Source organism: Pseudomonas sp. GL_093 (assembly GCF_057837605.1).
This window is the reverse complement of the sequence record NZ_CM174448.1, coordinates 5,223,041-5,236,984: the sequence shown is the minus strand read 5'-3', so window position 1 is coordinate 5,236,984 and position 13,944 is coordinate 5,223,041. Positions and strand designations below refer to the sequence as shown.

The following is a 13,944-nucleotide window of genomic DNA, read 5'->3' as shown; positions in this document are numbered from 1 at the left end:
GATTCTCTCTTCAACATCAGCAAAGTCATCAGGCTACCTCACACAGGGCCGTTGGATCGATGGAAAGCGCCAGACGCTGACCATCGGGATGCAGATCGGCCGCCGAGCGGTTCAGCACATCCACCACCAATTCCACGCCCCGGGCTTCGACCCGGTAGCGAATCACGTTGCCCAACAGGCTGTGGCTGCGGATTTGCGCGTCGAGTTCGCCGTTGAGGCTCAGCTCGATGGCTTCCGGGCGAATCGCGATGCGGTGGGTAATCGGTCGCTGCAGCAGTTTGGTGGCGCTGTCGGCGTCCAGCAGGTTGTAGTTGCCGATGAAACCAGCGGCAAAATAGTCGATGGGTGCAGTGTAAAGTGTCTGGGCGTCACCGCTCTGTACGATCTTTCCCTGATTCATCAAGAAAATCCGGTCGGACATGGTCAGGGCTTCTTCCTGATCGTGAGTGACGAAGATCGTGGTCAAGCCGAGTTCACGCTGGATCTGACGGATCTGTTCGCGCAGGTGCTTGCGAATCCGCGCATCGAGGGCCGACAGCGGTTCATCAAGCAGCAACAGACGAGGCCGGGTCACCAACGAGCGGGCGAGGGCGACTCGCTGGCATTGGCCGCCGGACAGTTGATGCGGATAACGCGCGGCGAAGTCGTTGAGTTCCACCAGTTTCAGTACTTCGGCAACACGCTTATGGCTGTCGTCGGCGTTGACCTTCTGCATGCGCAAACCAAAGGCGACGTTCTGCTCAACCGTCATGTTGGGAAACAGCGCGTAGCTCTGGAACACCATGCCGATCCCGCGTTTCTGCGGGCTCAACGGCACGAGGTCGACGCCATCGAGCAGGATTTTGCCGCCATCCACCGAGGTCAGCCCGGCGATGCAGCGAAGCAGTGTGGACTTGCCGCAACCGGACGGGCCGAGGAGGGTGACGAACTCGCCCTTCTGGATTTCACAGTTGATGTCGCTGAATACAGGGGTGCCTGAATAGTTTTTTTGCAGGTGTTGGACGCTGACATAGCTCATTCGCTTTTGTCCTTGTTCAAGATATTGGCAGCCCAGGTCAGAACCAGCACAAAGAAGAAGTAGGAAATCACCACCGCACTGGTGAAGTGGCCGCTGCTGTTACGCATGTTGTTGAGGTAGACCTGCAGGGTTTCGTAGCGGGTCCCGACGAGGATGTTGGCGAACACGAACTCACCGAACAGGAACGAGAACGACAGTAGCAACGCCACCATCAAACCTTTGCGCAAGTTCGGCAGTACCACCAGGAACGCGGCTTGCCAGGTGCTGGCACCGAGCAGTTGGGCAGCGTCCATCAGGTCGCGCAGGTTGATCGCTTGCAGGTTGTTGGTGATTGCCCGGTACATGAACGGCAGCGCCACGGTGAAGTAGCAACCGATCAGAATCCACGGTGTCCCGACCATCGCGAACGGCCCGGAACCGTAAAGCTGCAACAGACCCACCGACGACACCACCGGCGGCACCGCGAAGGGCAACAGGATCAGGATGTTCATCAGCGCATCGAGTTTCGGGAAGTGGTAATGCACCACAAACAGCAACGGCAGAATCAGCACCACCGACAGAATCAGCGCGCCGACGCAGACCAAAAGCGATTGACCGAACGCATGGAGAAATCGTGGATCACTCCACAGCTGCGCATACCATTTGATAGTGAAGCCGCTGGGCAAAATAGTTGCCGACCAACTGCTGGAGATCGAGTAAATCAGTGTTCCGAACAGCGGTAATAGCAGAATAGCAAACAGCAGGTAGACCACGACCCGGTGGTAGACACCGACGGGGCCCAGTTCAGCGCGAGACATGGTAGCTCCTCTTCAACAGCAGCTGATGCACGATGGTCACCAGGGTCATCAACGCCACCAGCACCACGGCCAGGGCGCTGGCCATGTTCGGGTCCAGGGAAATGTCGCCGGAAACCATCGCCGCAATGCGGATTGTCAGCACGTTGAAGTTGCCGGTGGTCAGGGCATACACCGTGGCGTACGCGCCCAGGGCGTTGGCCAGCAGGATCACAAACGTACCGAGCAGCGCCGGGGTCAGCACTGGCAAACCGATGTACCGCCAGTACTGCCAGCCTTTGGCGCCGAGCAACTCAGCGGACTCGCGCCAGTCTTCACGCAAGGCGTCGAAGGCCGGGTAGAGCAGCAATACGCCCAGCGGAATCTGGAAGTAGGTATAGAGAATGATCAGCCCGGTTTTCGAATACAAGTTGAAATCCTGAATGATCCCGGCCTGCTTGAGCATGAGGGTGAAGCTGCCGTTGAAGCCCAGCAGAATGATGAACGCGAAGGCCAAAGGCACGCCAGAAAAGTTGCTGGTCATGTTGGCGAAGGCGTTGACGAAGTTGCGCAGTTTCGAGTCGACCCGGCGCAGGGAGTAGGCGCCGAGCACCGCGATGATGATCCCTAACGCGCTGGACCAGAAGCTGATCTCGAGACTGAGCTGGATCGCCTGCAGATAGAACTTCGAGTTGAAGATTTTGGTGAAGTTGGCGATGCCCCAGCCGAACTCTTCCGATTGCAGGCTGTTGATCATTACCCAGCTCAACGGGGCGATCTCGAACACGATAAAGAACAGCACGAAGGGCAACAGGCACAGCGTCGCCAGCCATTTTCCGCGAGTCATGGCATTCACTTGAGGAGCTCCCGGCAGACTGGTTTGTCGTGGGTCACACCCAGCAGTTCGCAGACGGTGCCGCAGATTTCAGTCTGTTTCGGTGCGGCGCTGGCATTGAAGCTGAAGGCATCGCCGAAGACAAACAGCGGCACTTCGCGTTCTTCCGGCAACAGGCCGTTGTGGGAGCGGTCGTTGTTCATGCCATGGTCGGCGGTCACCAGCACTTGATACCCGGCGTCGAGCCAGGTTTGCAGATAATCGGCCAGAATAATGTCGACCGAGCGAGCGCTATTACGGTATTGCGGGGTGTCGAGGCCGTGCTTGTGCCCGGCGTCGTCAATGTTCATGGGGTGGACCAGTAAAAAGTTCGGCGCATGACGCAGGCGCAGGTTTTCGGCGTCGGCGAACAGGTGTGAGTCCGGGTAGTGATCGTTCCAGTAGAAATGACCGTGCTGGATTGGCAGGTCCGGGTTGTCGGTGTGACGATCCCGTGCGGGAACGAAGGGCGAGTTGTTGTACAGCTCGCTGACCCAGTGATAGGCCGCGGCGGCGGTTGTGAGGCCTGCATCGCTGGCGTAGTGATAAATGCTGCGCTGGTTGGACAGGCGCGAGACGTTGTTGTGGACGATGCCACTGTCGATCGGCGTGACGCCGGTCAGGATGCACTCGTAAAGCGGTCGGGACAGCGCCGGCAGTTCGCACTCCAGTTTGTAGAGCGCCGCGCGCCCTGCGCCAACGTAAGCCTGCAGGTGCCCCATGGCGTGTCGGGCGACCTCGTAATTGAGGCCGTCGAGTACGACAAGGATGACGTTGTGCTTCATAGGGGCTGGAACTCCGCAAAACAGAAATTTGAAACATCCATAGAAGCAAAGCTTGCTCGCGATGTGGGCAACTCGGACTGTCTGTTGACCGAGGTGAAGCCATCGCGGGCAAGCCTTGCTCCTACAAGAGTTGCAGTATCACTGCATCTCGATGATGACTACTTCCTGCCACTTCTGAGGAACGGACTTGGAAGTCTTCTCCCAGGCGTCGGCATCCTTGATCGGCGTTACGTGCTTGTATTGCTCGTTAGGCAACAGGTTGGCCTGTACATCAGCCGGCAGGGTCAGGTGCTCGGCACGGATCGGACGAGCGTTGCCGCGCGCCAGGTTGATTTGGCCTGCATCGCTGAAAATGTACTCGCGCGCCAGTTTGGCGGCGTTCGGGTGTTTGGCGTATTTGTTGATGATGGTGGTGTAGCCGGAGATCACCGAGCCATCGGATGGAATCACGACAGTGTAGTCATCCGGATTCACCATTTTGGCCTTGTAGCTCAGGCCGTTGAAGTCCCAGACCACGCCGACTTCGACTTCACCCTTTTCCATGCTGGCAATCGTTGGGTCCGTCATCGATAGGCGTTTTTGTTTGGCGAGCTCGGCGAAGAACAGCAGACCGGGTTCAATGTTCTTTTCGTTGCCGCCCTTGGAGAGCGCCGCTGCCAGAACGCCATTGATGGCCTGGGCGGACGTGCTCACGTCACCAATGGTGACCTTGTACTTGCCTTTCTCAAGATCGGCCCAGCTTTTGGGGGCGTCAGAACCGTGCAGCAGTTTGTTGTTGATGATGAACGCAATGGAACCGGTATAGGCCAGAGCCCAATGGCCATCTTTGTCTTTGGCCCAGTCTGGAACCTGATCCCAGGTGCTCGGCTTGTAAGGCTGCGAAACCTCTTGCTTGATAGCAATCGGGCCAAAGGCTGCACCGACGTCGCCGATGTCGGCGCTGGCGTTGTCTTTTTCAGCTTTGAACTTGGCGATTTCCTGGGCCGAGCTCATGTCGGTATCGATGTGTTTCAGGCCGTAGTTCTTGGCCAGGTCATCCCAGGTGCCTTTCCAGTTGGCCCAGTTGTCGGGCATGCCGACGCTGTTGACCTCACCTTCCGCTTTCGCCGCGGCTTCCAGGGTTTTCAAATCGGTATCAGCCGCCATCGCGGCGGTGCACATGGCAATGGTCGAGCCTAACAGTGAGGCCAGGAAAAGCTGTTTCATCCGAAGCTCCTTTGGGCGTTTTCAACGCTGCGATTGCGGTTGTGTTGGTCTAGGTCAGCAATACCTGAGCCAATTTAGGCGCCTCTGATGACATTTTGATGTCGACGACTGGTCGGCCTATATTTTTTGAGCTGCAATGCTCAGGCTTCGGAGTAAGCGTAGACCATGGCTAATAGGCTGATATAAAAGGACTTGGCCGTGAAATTGCAGGCGTCTGGATCAACCGTTCGGCGGCTTTGTCATCTGTCAGTCATGTGCAGTGCCTAGGCTTGTCGGGAGTTGAGGGAACCGATTTGAATCGCGGTTCCGCCCCGAAACAGTGCTGGTCTAGTCCAGATAGGTAACGTTGATGCGCATCGAGACAACCAAAGCGGTGACAGCCATCGGGCAGGTTCTGCAGGAACAGCTTGACCATGGCCTGTTGGCGCCCGGGAGCAAACTGCCGGCCGAGCGCAAGCTCAGTGAGTTGTTCGGTACCACCCGGATCACCGTGCGTGAAGCGTTGTTGCAGCTGGAAGCCCAGGGGCAGATCTATCGGGAGGAGCGCCGTGGCTGGTTCGTGTCGCCACCGCGCCTGGCCTACAACCTGATGCAGCGCAGTCACTTTCACGCGATGGTCAGTGCACAGGGGCGGGTGCCGTCCACCGAGGTGATTTCAGCGCGGTTGCAACCGGCGTCGGCGGCGGTCTGTGCCTGGTTGCAGTTGCCGGCGTTGTCCAGCGTGATTCAGATTTGCCGGGCACGGCGGATTGATGAGCGGCTGGTGTTGTATGTGGAGCACTATTTGAATCCGCAGTTTTTTCCGGGGATTCTGGATTTCGATTTGAATCAGTCGATTACCGAGCTGTATGCGCGGCATTACGATTTGCACTATGGGCGGGTGCGTTTCGAGATTGTGCCGACGGCGTTGTCGGTGGATGCGGCGGCGGCTTTACGGGTGTCGGTGGGGAGTCCTGGGTTGCGCATCGCTCGGGTCAATTACGATCAACATGAGCGGTTGATCGATTGTGATCTGGAGTTTTGGCGGCACGATGCGATTCATGTCGGGGTCGATGTGGTCTGAGCCTGGCCGCCATAGGTTGAGCGCTTGTACGGCGACATTATCCGAAGCGGTAAATGTCCATGCCCAAGGCTCCCATGGTGAATCCCTTGTGGGTCACGCTGAAGTTGCCTCCGGCGCCGCGGGCAAAATACAAAGGCAGCAAATGTTCATCACTTGGATGGTTGCGCACGGCATTCGGTGCTTGCTGACGATAATCGTGCAACGCGGTTTCGTCGTTGGCGGCGAGTTTTTCGATCATCCAGTCACGAAATGCCTGGGCCCAGGGTTCGACGCTTTCCGGGCCGGCGTGCCAGTCCAGTTCACGCAGGTTGTGGGTGATGCTCCCGGAACCGATCAGCAGCACGCCGTGTTCGCGCAGACTGGCCAGGGCATGACCGACGCGGGTCTGCAGGGCCGGGCCGCCGCGGGTGGGCAGCGAGACTTGCACCACGGGGATGTCGGCTTGTGGATACATCAATGACAAGGGCACCCAGACACCATGGTCGAACGGCCGTTCGGCGTCGATGCGTGCGGGCAGGCCATCGCTCTTCAGCAGTTCGACAACCTCTGCGGCCAATTGTGGATTGCCGGGCGCCGGGTATTGCACGTCGAACAACGCCTGCGGAAAGCCGCCGAAGTCATGCCAGGTTTCAGGCTGGGGATTGCCGCTGACGAGCAACTCATTGCTTTCCCAATGTGCAGATACAATTACGATGGCGTTGGGTTTCGGCAATTCTGCAGCCAGGCGAGCGAGGGCGGGCCCGCTGGCGCCCGGTTCCAGTGCCAACATGGGCGAGCCATGGGATATGTACAGGCTGGGGAACATGAATGAGCTCCTGAGGGGTAAGATGGCATCATCTTCAGTCAGATCATTGATCTAAATCTAATATAAGTTTTAGGGTCTTTTGATCGAATTTTCGGGATTAATTATGCAGCCGGAGTTTTGGCACAAGCGGTGGACGTCGAATCAGATCGGCTTTCACCTGCCGGAAGTGAATCCATATCTGCAACGGTACTGGCCGCAGCTGGGCCTGGAAGAGGGCGCGCGCGTACTGGTGCCGCTATGTGGCAAAAGCCTGGATCTGCTGTGGCTGGCGAAATGCGGTCACGAGGTGCTGGGCGTCGAGTTGTCGGAAAAAGCGGTGGAAGACTTTTTCCACGAGCATCAATTTGACCCGGACGTTAGCGACCAAGGCCCCTTCACCGTCTATCGGGCGGGCTCGATCGAGATCTGGTGTGGTGATTTCTTCGCGTTGACGGCCGGCGATGTCGCCGATTGCAGTGCGCTGTACGACCGCGCTGCGTTGATCGCCTTGCCACCGAAGATGCGCGAGCAATACGCCGAGCATCTGAAGCGGATTGTGCCGAAGGATTCGCTGGGGCTGCTGATTACCCTGGATTACGACCAGGCACAAATGGAGGGGCCGCCCTTTGCAGTGCTGGATGACGAAGTGCAACAGTTGTTCGGTGCTTCGTGGGAGTTGAAGATTCTGGAGGACCAGGACGTTCTGGGCGAAAGCTGGAAGTTCCTGGAAAACGGTGTTACGCGGCTTGAAGAGCGGGTGTACCGGGTTTCTACTCGGTAATTGATGTTGTTTGTGCTGGCCTCTTCGCGAGCAGGCTCGCTCCCACATTTGAAATGCATTCCCCCTGTGGGAGCGAGCTTGCTCCGGGCGGCGTTCCGACGATGGGGCCCGAATGAACACCACAAAAATCAGCAGACAAAAAAAGGCCCGCATCACTGCGGGCCTTTTCTTTTAGTGCGGAACCTCTCAGCCCCGACGACGCAGTGCGTCGATACGCTCTTCCAGCGGCGGGTGGCTCATGAACATGCGGGCGAACCCCTGTTTGATGCCACCGTTGATGCCGAAAGCCGTCAGGGTGTCCGGCATGTGCACCGGCAGCCCCTGTTCGGCACGCAGGCGTTGCAGGGCGCCGATCATTGCGGCGGTACCGGCCAGACGTGCACCGGCTTCGTCTGCACGGAATTCGCGTTTACGCGAGAACCACATGACGATGGCGCTGGCCAGAATGCCCAGGACCAGTTCGGCGAAGATGGTCGCCACGTAGTAGGCGATGCCCTGGCCTTCTTCGTTCTTGAAGATCACCTTGTCGACAAAGTTGCCGATGATCCGTGCGAAGAACATCACGAAGGTGTTCACCACGCCCTGGACCAATGCCAGGGTGACCATGTCGCCATTGGCTACGTGGCCGATTTCGTGGGCCAGAACGGCCTTCACTTCATCTGGCGAGAAACGCTCGAGCAGCCCTTGGCTGACCGCGACCAGCGCGTCGTTCTTGTTCCAGCCGGTGGCAAAGGCGTTCGCCTCGTAGGCCGGGAAAATACCGACTTCGGGCATCTTGATCCCGGCTTCCCGGGACAATTGCTCGACGGTTTGCAGCAGCCATTGCTCGTGACGTGTGCGCGGCTGGCTGATGATTTGGGTGCTGGTGCTCATCTTCGCCATCCACTTGGAGATGAACAGCGAGAACAGCGAACCGGCGAAACCAAAGACCGCACAGAAAATCAGCAGCTGATTGAGGTTGAGATCAACCCCGTTGGCCGCCATGAACCCGTTGAAGCCGAAAAGGCTCAGGGTGATGCTGGCAATCAGCACGACCGCCAGGTTAGTGGCCAAAAACAGCAGGATGCGCATCATGGTTGTAGAAATCTCCTCATGCTAAAGATGTAGCGTACTGCGGGGTATATAAGGTGCTGACCCGGGCTATTCAACCAGGTGACTATTTCAAACTGTGTCCTACGGCAACAGTCTAGCTGTTTGAAGGGCATTTCCGACGTCGATGCGGGAAGCGTTTGTCAGCCAATTAGCGTCATAGACCCCGCCGTTGTTAGACGCGAGCACTCAACGAGTCATCAGTCAGCGATTGAAGCAGCGATATTCGGCAGGGCGCAAAGAAATGTTGCTGAATCAATCACCGTGCGACTTGCGTAAGCGTCGCACGGTGACAGGCAGGTTACTGGCGATAGGTCTTGAGGAAGTTGCCGATACGTCCGATGGCCATGTCCAGGTCGTCCAGGCGTGGCAGGGTCACCACACGGAAGTGGTCCGGCCATGGCCAGTTGAAGGCGGTGCCTTGAACCACCAGCAGCTTCTCCGACAGCAGCAGGTCGAGCACGAATTTCTCGTCGTTATGGATCGGGCAGACTTTCGGGTCGATCCGTGGGAACGCATACAGCGCGCCCATTGGCTTGACGCAGCTCACGCCGGGAATGTCGTTGAGCAGTTCCCAGGTGCGATTGCGCTGTTCCAACAGTCGTCCGTTGGGCAATACCAGATCATTGATGCTCTGGTAGCCGCCGAGGGCGGTCTGGATCGCATGCTGGCTCGGCACGTTGGCACACAGACGCATGTTGGCCAGCATGTCGATGCCTTCGATGTAGCTCTGGGCGTGGTGTTTCGGGCCGGAAATGGCGATCCAGCCGGAACGGAAACCCGCCACGCGATAAGACTTGGACAGGCCGTTGAACGTCAGGCACAGCAGGTCTGGCGCCAGGGAAGCCGTGCAGATGTGCACGGCATCGTCGTACAGAATCTTGTCGTAGATTTCGTCGGAAAAAACCACCAGGTTGTGCTGACGGGCCAGTTCCAGCATGCCCAGCAGGACTTCTTTCGAATACACCGCACCGGTCGGGTTGTTCGGGTTGATGATCACCAGCGCTTTGGTGTTCGGGGTGATCTTGGCCTTGATGTCGGCCAGATCCGGCCACCAGTTGGCCTGCTCGTCGCACAGGTAATGCACCGGGTTGCCGCCCGACAGGCTCACCGCGGCGGTCCACAGCGGGTAGTCCGGAGCCGGCACCAGCACTTCGTCGCCGTTGTTGAGCAGGGCCTGCATCGACATCACGATCAGCTCGGAAACGCCGTTGCCCAAATAGATGTCTTCAATGCCGACGCCTTCTACCTGCTTTTGCTGGTAGTACTGCATCACGGCCTTGCGGGCGCTGAACAGGCCTTTGGAATCGCTGTAGCCCTGAGCAGTCGGCAGGTTACGGATGACGTCCTGAAGGATTTCATCCGGTGCTTCGAAACCAAAAGGCGCCGGGTTGCCAATGTTCAGCTTGAGGATGCGATGGCCTTCCTCTTCCAGGCGTTTGGCGTGCTTGAGCACTGGGCCGCGAATGTCGTAGCAGACGTTGGCGAGCTTGTTCGATTTGCTGACCTGCATGGCGATGTGTTCCCGAAAATGAACGATCCAGGCGGCGTATGAACGACCGTACTGGGAATCCTGCGTATTCACACAGGCCTGACGCCTTGAGAGGCAACACCCATAAATCCGTTTGAATGCGCGTGGTCTGGCTGCCAGACTGGCGTTTGACGAGGCGCAATCATACGTGCCGCCCGATCCGTGGAAAAGATACAGATCGGGCTTTTTCAGCTGCTGAGGTGTGATGATGGAAAAGTTGGAAAAAACCCTGGAAGAATGGCGGGCAATGCTCGATCCGGAGCAGTACAACGTTTGCCGCCTCAAAGGCACCGAACGGCCGTTCTCCGGCAAATACAACGACAGCAAGGTCGATGGTGTTTACCACTGCATCTGCTGCAACGAGCCGCTGTTCGACTCCAAGACCAAATTCGACTCCGGCTGCGGCTGGCCGAGCTTCTATGCACCGATCGGTGACAGCGCCATGGTCGAGATCCGTGACGTCAGCCACGGCATGATCCGCACCGAAGTGGTCTGCGCCAAATGCGATGCGCACCTGGGGCACGTGTTCCCGGACGGCCCGCCGCCGACCGGCCTGCGTTATTGCATCAACTCGGTGTGCCTGGACCTGGTACCCCGCGGGAAATAAACCAGAGGGCGATCGATGATCGCCCTTCGGATATTTAAATTGCACACAATTCAATTGCTCGCTATGTTTGTCTCATCTTCCCTCATTCAGAGTCCGAACCATGAGCGACAACCTGCTGAGCATCCCTTGCACCACCATCAAGGGTGAGCAAAAGACCCTGGCGGATTTCGCCGGCAAGGCCGTGTTGGTGGTCAACACCGCGAGCAAATGCGGCTTCACCCCGCAGTACAAGGGCCTTGAAGAGTTGTGGCAGACTTACAAGGATCAAGGTCTGGTGGTGCTGGGCTTTCCGTGTAACCAGTTCGGCAAGCAAGAGCCGGGCAACGAAGGGGCGATTTCCGAGTTCTGCGAGTTGAACTTCGGCGTCAGTTTTCCGCTGTTCAAAAAGATTGAAGTCAATGGCGCCGACGCCCATCCGCTGTTCGTTCAGCTGAAAAAACGTGCGCCGGGTGTGTTGGGTTCCCAAGGCATCAAGTGGAACTTCACCAAGTTTCTGATTGGCAAGGATGGCCAGCTGGTCAAGCGCTTCGCCCCCGCGACCAAGCCGCAGGACCTGACCCGCGAGATCGAAGCCCTGCTCAAATGAACACCTTGTCAGTCGATTCCCTGAAGCTTGACAGTCAACTGTGCTTCAAGCTGTACGCCGCTTCCCGGGCGGTGATCCGCGCCTACAAGCCGATGCTCGATCAGCTCGGCCTGACTTACCCGCAATACCTGGCGATGCTGGTGTTGTGGGAATGGCAGGAGGCAGCCCCGGAGCAGCCGACGGTCAAGGCGTTGGGCGAACGCCTGGCGCTGGATTCCGGCACGCTGACGCCGTTGCTCAAGCGTCTTGAGCAACTGCAACTGGTTCAGCGTCAGCGCTCGGCGCGGGACGAGCGTGAAGTGCACTTGAGCCTGTCGCCAACCGGCAAGGCGTTGCGCGATCAGGTCGGGCCGCTCAAGGCCCGTCTGTTATGTGACAGCGGTGTGGATCTGGACCGCCTGAATGATCTGCGCGATGGTCTCGATCACCTTTTGGGGCAAATCAAAGCGCTGTCGTAGTAGGAACCCACAAGTCCAGCAGGGCAGCCAACTCTTCCCGGCGGAAGGGTTTTGCCAGGTAATCGCTCATGCCTGCCGCACGACAGCGTTCGCGTTCTTCGGACATGGCGTTGGCGGTCAGGGCGACGATGGGCAGCTGTGGCCAGCGTCCGCTACGGCGGATTTGCCGACTGGCCTCGTAGCCGTCCATCACCGGCATGTTGCAGTCCATCAGCACCAGATCGAATTCGCTCTGCTCCAGCTGATCCAGCGCCTCGCCACCGTGACCGGCGACGATCACTTCGCAACCGAGTTTTCCGAGCATCCCCTTGGCCACCAATTGGTTGACCGGATTGTCCTCCACCAGCAGCACGCGTCCGCGTCGTTGTGGGGAGAGGGCGTCGAGCCGGGCACCGTTGATTGTGTTGAGCTCCGGCTGCAGGGTTCGCCGCAGTGTCTGGTACAGCGCATTGCGCGCCAGAGGCCGCGCCTGTTGTTGCAAAGGGGCGAGGGCACTGGCTTCTTCGCTGGGCATGAAACTGCCGTAAGCGGTGACCAGCAGAATGGGCGCTGTGCACGAAGGGCGAAGGCCAAACAGGCATTCGGGGCAATCGGTAATCAGTACATCCGGGTTCAGGCCCAGCAACGAGTCATCGATGGAACGCTGCTCATAGTCGAGCCCCCAACCGGGCAACACACTGTTCAACAGTTCTGCCAGACCGCTGCTGGCGGCAGTGATGGCGATGACCTTGCCCTGTAAAGAGGCGGGGGGAAGGGCGCGGGTGTGGCTGGGCAGCGGCAGATCCGCACAGAACTGGCTGCCGAAGCCTGCTTCCGAGCTGATGGTGAGGCGCCCTTGCATGGCTTCGCAGAGGTTGTAGGTCAGTGCCAGGCCCAATCCGGTCCCGCCGAATTGTCGGGTAATGCCGGCACCCGCTTGCGTGAAGGGCTGGAAGATCTTGACCTGGGCGTCCTGGGCGATACCGATGCCGGTGTCGCAGACTTCGATTCTGACGCCGTCCCCGAATGTCGACAGGCGCACATCGACCCGACCGAAACGGGTGAACTTGAGGGCGTTGGACAAGAGGTTGCTGACGATCTGTCGGACCCGCGTCGGATCCCCGAGCACCAGGGCCGGAAAGTGTGGGTCGATCAGGCAGCTCAGCTCGACACTCGGCGCGGCGTTTTGCGATAGCAGGTTCGCGGTGTCTTCGATCAGCGAGCCGAGGTCGAACGGAATATGTTCGAGCTCAAGTTGGCCGGCATCGAACTTCGACAAATCGAGAATATCGTTGAGCAGTTCCACCAGTACTTTGCCCGAGTCATGGGCGATGGACAGCTGTTGTTGTTGCTCGGCATTGAGCGGGCCGTCCAGGGAAAGCGCGATCATCCCCAGCAGGCCGTTGAGCGGCGTACGGATCTCGTGGCTCATGTTGGCCAGGAACACCGAGCGCGCTTCGGCCATGTCCAAGGCGGTTCTGCGGGCGACTTCCAGTTCCTGATTGGACTGGCTGAGCCGCGAGTTGATCGCCTTGAGCTCCGCTGTGCGGGCCGAGACGATGTTCTCCAGTTGCCCGAGGTAGTCGGTCAGGCGGTTTTCGGCGTTGCGTCGTTGCTGGATTTCGGTGGCGATGTTTTCGAATTGTTGATTGGCAACTTTGACCAGTACACCGATTTCATCGTTTTCATGGTCCGTCGGACACTCCAGCGACGTTGACTCCGTGCTGCGCGGGTCGCGACTGCTGAGTTCACGGATGACCCGCACCAACGGCTTGGTCAGCATCACATAGAACAGCGCCAGCAGGATGCCGGTCAGCAGCAGGCTGCGAGCGAAGCCGTTGAGCAGGGTCACCTCGGCCCGGCGCAGGAACCGGTTGCCGAATGAATAAGTGTCGACGTCCAGACGCAGGGTGCCGAGGGATTCAGTCGGCAAGTGATCCAGGTAGAGACGGTCTTCGAACTGCCGGTTGGCGCCGAACAGGAAGTCGCTGATCACCCGATAACCGCTTTGCACCTCCGGGCGTTTGACGCTGGCGAGCACGGTACTGTTGTTGTCGATCAACTGCGCGCCGATGATCGCCGGCGAGCGCAACAGGCCCAGGGTCAGTTCCTGAGCGAGTTCGGCGTCGATGTTATAGGCGATGCGAGACGCTGGGTTGTGGCTGATTTCCAGCAAAGACAGGATTTCGCGGTTGATGGAGGCGTCTTCACTGGCATAATCGATGCCTATTTGCAGCAGACTGAGCAGCGTGCCCAGAATGAAACCGACCAGCACGGTAAGCCTGGCTTGCTTGTAGGACAGCCGGTTGGTGAACTTGATATCCATGGGGTGTCGAACCACTTCCGTTTCCCTTCGCTGCTCAAGCATAGTCGATCATGCATGGATACCGATGTTCTCGCGAGCCCTTGT

Annotated in this window: 14 protein-coding genes; 5 read left to right on the top strand and 9 right to left on the bottom strand. The window is 58.4% G+C overall.

Annotation, left to right across the window (positions count from 1 at the left end; all coding sequences use genetic code 11):
- Positions 1-28: 28 nt before the first annotated feature.
- The 5 genes from AC3IUE_RS24090 to AC3IUE_RS24070 form a co-directional block, all read right to left on the bottom strand.
- Positions 29-1,018: an ABC transporter ATP-binding protein gene (locus AC3IUE_RS24090; RefSeq protein ID WP_489263985.1), complete on the bottom strand. Its 990-nt coding sequence runs from the start codon at positions 1,016-1,018 to the stop codon at positions 29-31.
- Entirely contained in the window at positions 1,015-1,815 is an 801-nt protein-coding gene (locus AC3IUE_RS24085; RefSeq protein WP_489263984.1) for an ABC transporter permease, read from the bottom strand. Before AC3IUE_RS24085 ends, AC3IUE_RS24090 begins: the two co-directional genes overlap by 4 nt.
- A complete protein-coding gene (locus tag AC3IUE_RS24080) occupies positions 1,802-2,638 on the bottom strand; it encodes an ABC transporter permease (protein WP_415757390.1) in 837 nt (278 codons plus the stop codon). The genes AC3IUE_RS24085 and AC3IUE_RS24080 overlap by 14 nt, the downstream gene beginning before the upstream one ends.
- Before the next feature lie 5 nt (positions 2,639-2,643).
- Entirely contained in the window at positions 2,644-3,450 is an 807-nt protein-coding gene (locus AC3IUE_RS24075; RefSeq protein ID WP_489263983.1) for an alkaline phosphatase family protein, read from the bottom strand.
- Positions 3,451-3,588: 138 nt separating this feature from the next.
- On the bottom strand, positions 3,589-4,656 hold the full coding sequence (locus AC3IUE_RS24070; RefSeq protein WP_489263982.1) for an ABC transporter substrate-binding protein: 1,068 nt from the start codon (positions 4,654-4,656) through the stop codon (positions 3,589-3,591).
- A gap of 349 nt (positions 4,657-5,005) precedes the next feature.
- Here AC3IUE_RS24070 and AC3IUE_RS24065 point away from each other — a divergent pair, with 349 nt between their 5' ends.
- A complete protein-coding gene (locus AC3IUE_RS24065) occupies positions 5,006-5,719 on the top strand; it encodes a UTRA domain-containing protein (protein ID WP_008145862.1) in 714 nt (237 codons plus the stop codon).
- 37 nt (positions 5,720-5,756) lie between these two features.
- On the opposite strand, the gene AC3IUE_RS24060 is transcribed toward AC3IUE_RS24065, so the two are convergent.
- The gene (locus tag AC3IUE_RS24060) at positions 5,757-6,524 is read right to left on the bottom strand and encodes a DODA-type extradiol aromatic ring-opening family dioxygenase (protein WP_461999470.1); all 768 of its coding nucleotides are present in this window, start codon (positions 6,522-6,524) and stop codon (positions 5,757-5,759) included.
- Positions 6,525-6,627: 103 nt separating this feature from the next.
- On the opposite strand from AC3IUE_RS24060, the gene AC3IUE_RS24055 reads away from it, so the two are divergent.
- Positions 6,628-7,284: a thiopurine S-methyltransferase gene (locus AC3IUE_RS24055; RefSeq protein WP_461999469.1), complete on the top strand. Its 657-nt coding sequence runs from the start codon at positions 6,628-6,630 to the stop codon at positions 7,282-7,284.
- Positions 7,285-7,470: 186 nt separating this feature from the next.
- On the opposite strand, the gene htpX is transcribed toward AC3IUE_RS24055, so the two are convergent.
- The gene (gene htpX, locus AC3IUE_RS24050; RefSeq protein ID WP_008145865.1) at positions 7,471-8,358 is read right to left on the bottom strand and encodes a protease HtpX; all 888 of its coding nucleotides are present in this window, start codon (positions 8,356-8,358) and stop codon (positions 7,471-7,473) included.
- 316 nt (positions 8,359-8,674) lie between these two features.
- Positions 8,675-9,886, bottom strand: a complete 1,212-nt coding sequence (locus AC3IUE_RS24045; RefSeq protein WP_056742510.1) for a pyridoxal phosphate-dependent aminotransferase — start codon at positions 9,884-9,886, stop codon at positions 8,675-8,677.
- A gap of 226 nt (positions 9,887-10,112) precedes the next feature.
- On the opposite strand from AC3IUE_RS24045, the gene msrB reads away from it, so the two are divergent.
- The 3 genes from msrB (at position 10,113) to AC3IUE_RS24030 (ending at position 11,555) form a co-directional block, all read left to right on the top strand.
- On the top strand, positions 10,113-10,511 hold the full coding sequence (gene msrB / locus AC3IUE_RS24040) for a peptide-methionine (R)-S-oxide reductase MsrB (RefSeq protein ID WP_056742451.1): 399 nt from the start codon (positions 10,113-10,115) through the stop codon (positions 10,509-10,511).
- Between the two features lie 100 nt (positions 10,512-10,611).
- A complete protein-coding gene (locus tag AC3IUE_RS24035; RefSeq protein ID WP_007983498.1) occupies positions 10,612-11,097 on the top strand; it encodes a glutathione peroxidase in 486 nt (161 codons plus the stop codon).
- A complete protein-coding gene (locus AC3IUE_RS24030) occupies positions 11,094-11,555 on the top strand; it encodes a MarR family winged helix-turn-helix transcriptional regulator (RefSeq protein WP_008145868.1) in 462 nt (153 codons plus the stop codon). Before AC3IUE_RS24035 ends, AC3IUE_RS24030 begins: the two co-directional genes overlap by 4 nt.
- Here AC3IUE_RS24030 and AC3IUE_RS24025 read toward each other — a convergent pair.
- Positions 11,539-13,860 carry a hybrid sensor histidine kinase/response regulator gene (locus AC3IUE_RS24025; RefSeq protein ID WP_056742447.1) on the bottom strand — a complete coding sequence of 774 codons (2,322 nt, stop codon included), beginning with the start codon at positions 13,858-13,860 and terminating at the stop codon, positions 11,539-11,541. The two genes, AC3IUE_RS24030 and AC3IUE_RS24025, sit on opposite strands and share 17 nt — an antisense overlap.
- Positions 13,861-13,944 lie beyond the last annotated feature (84 nt).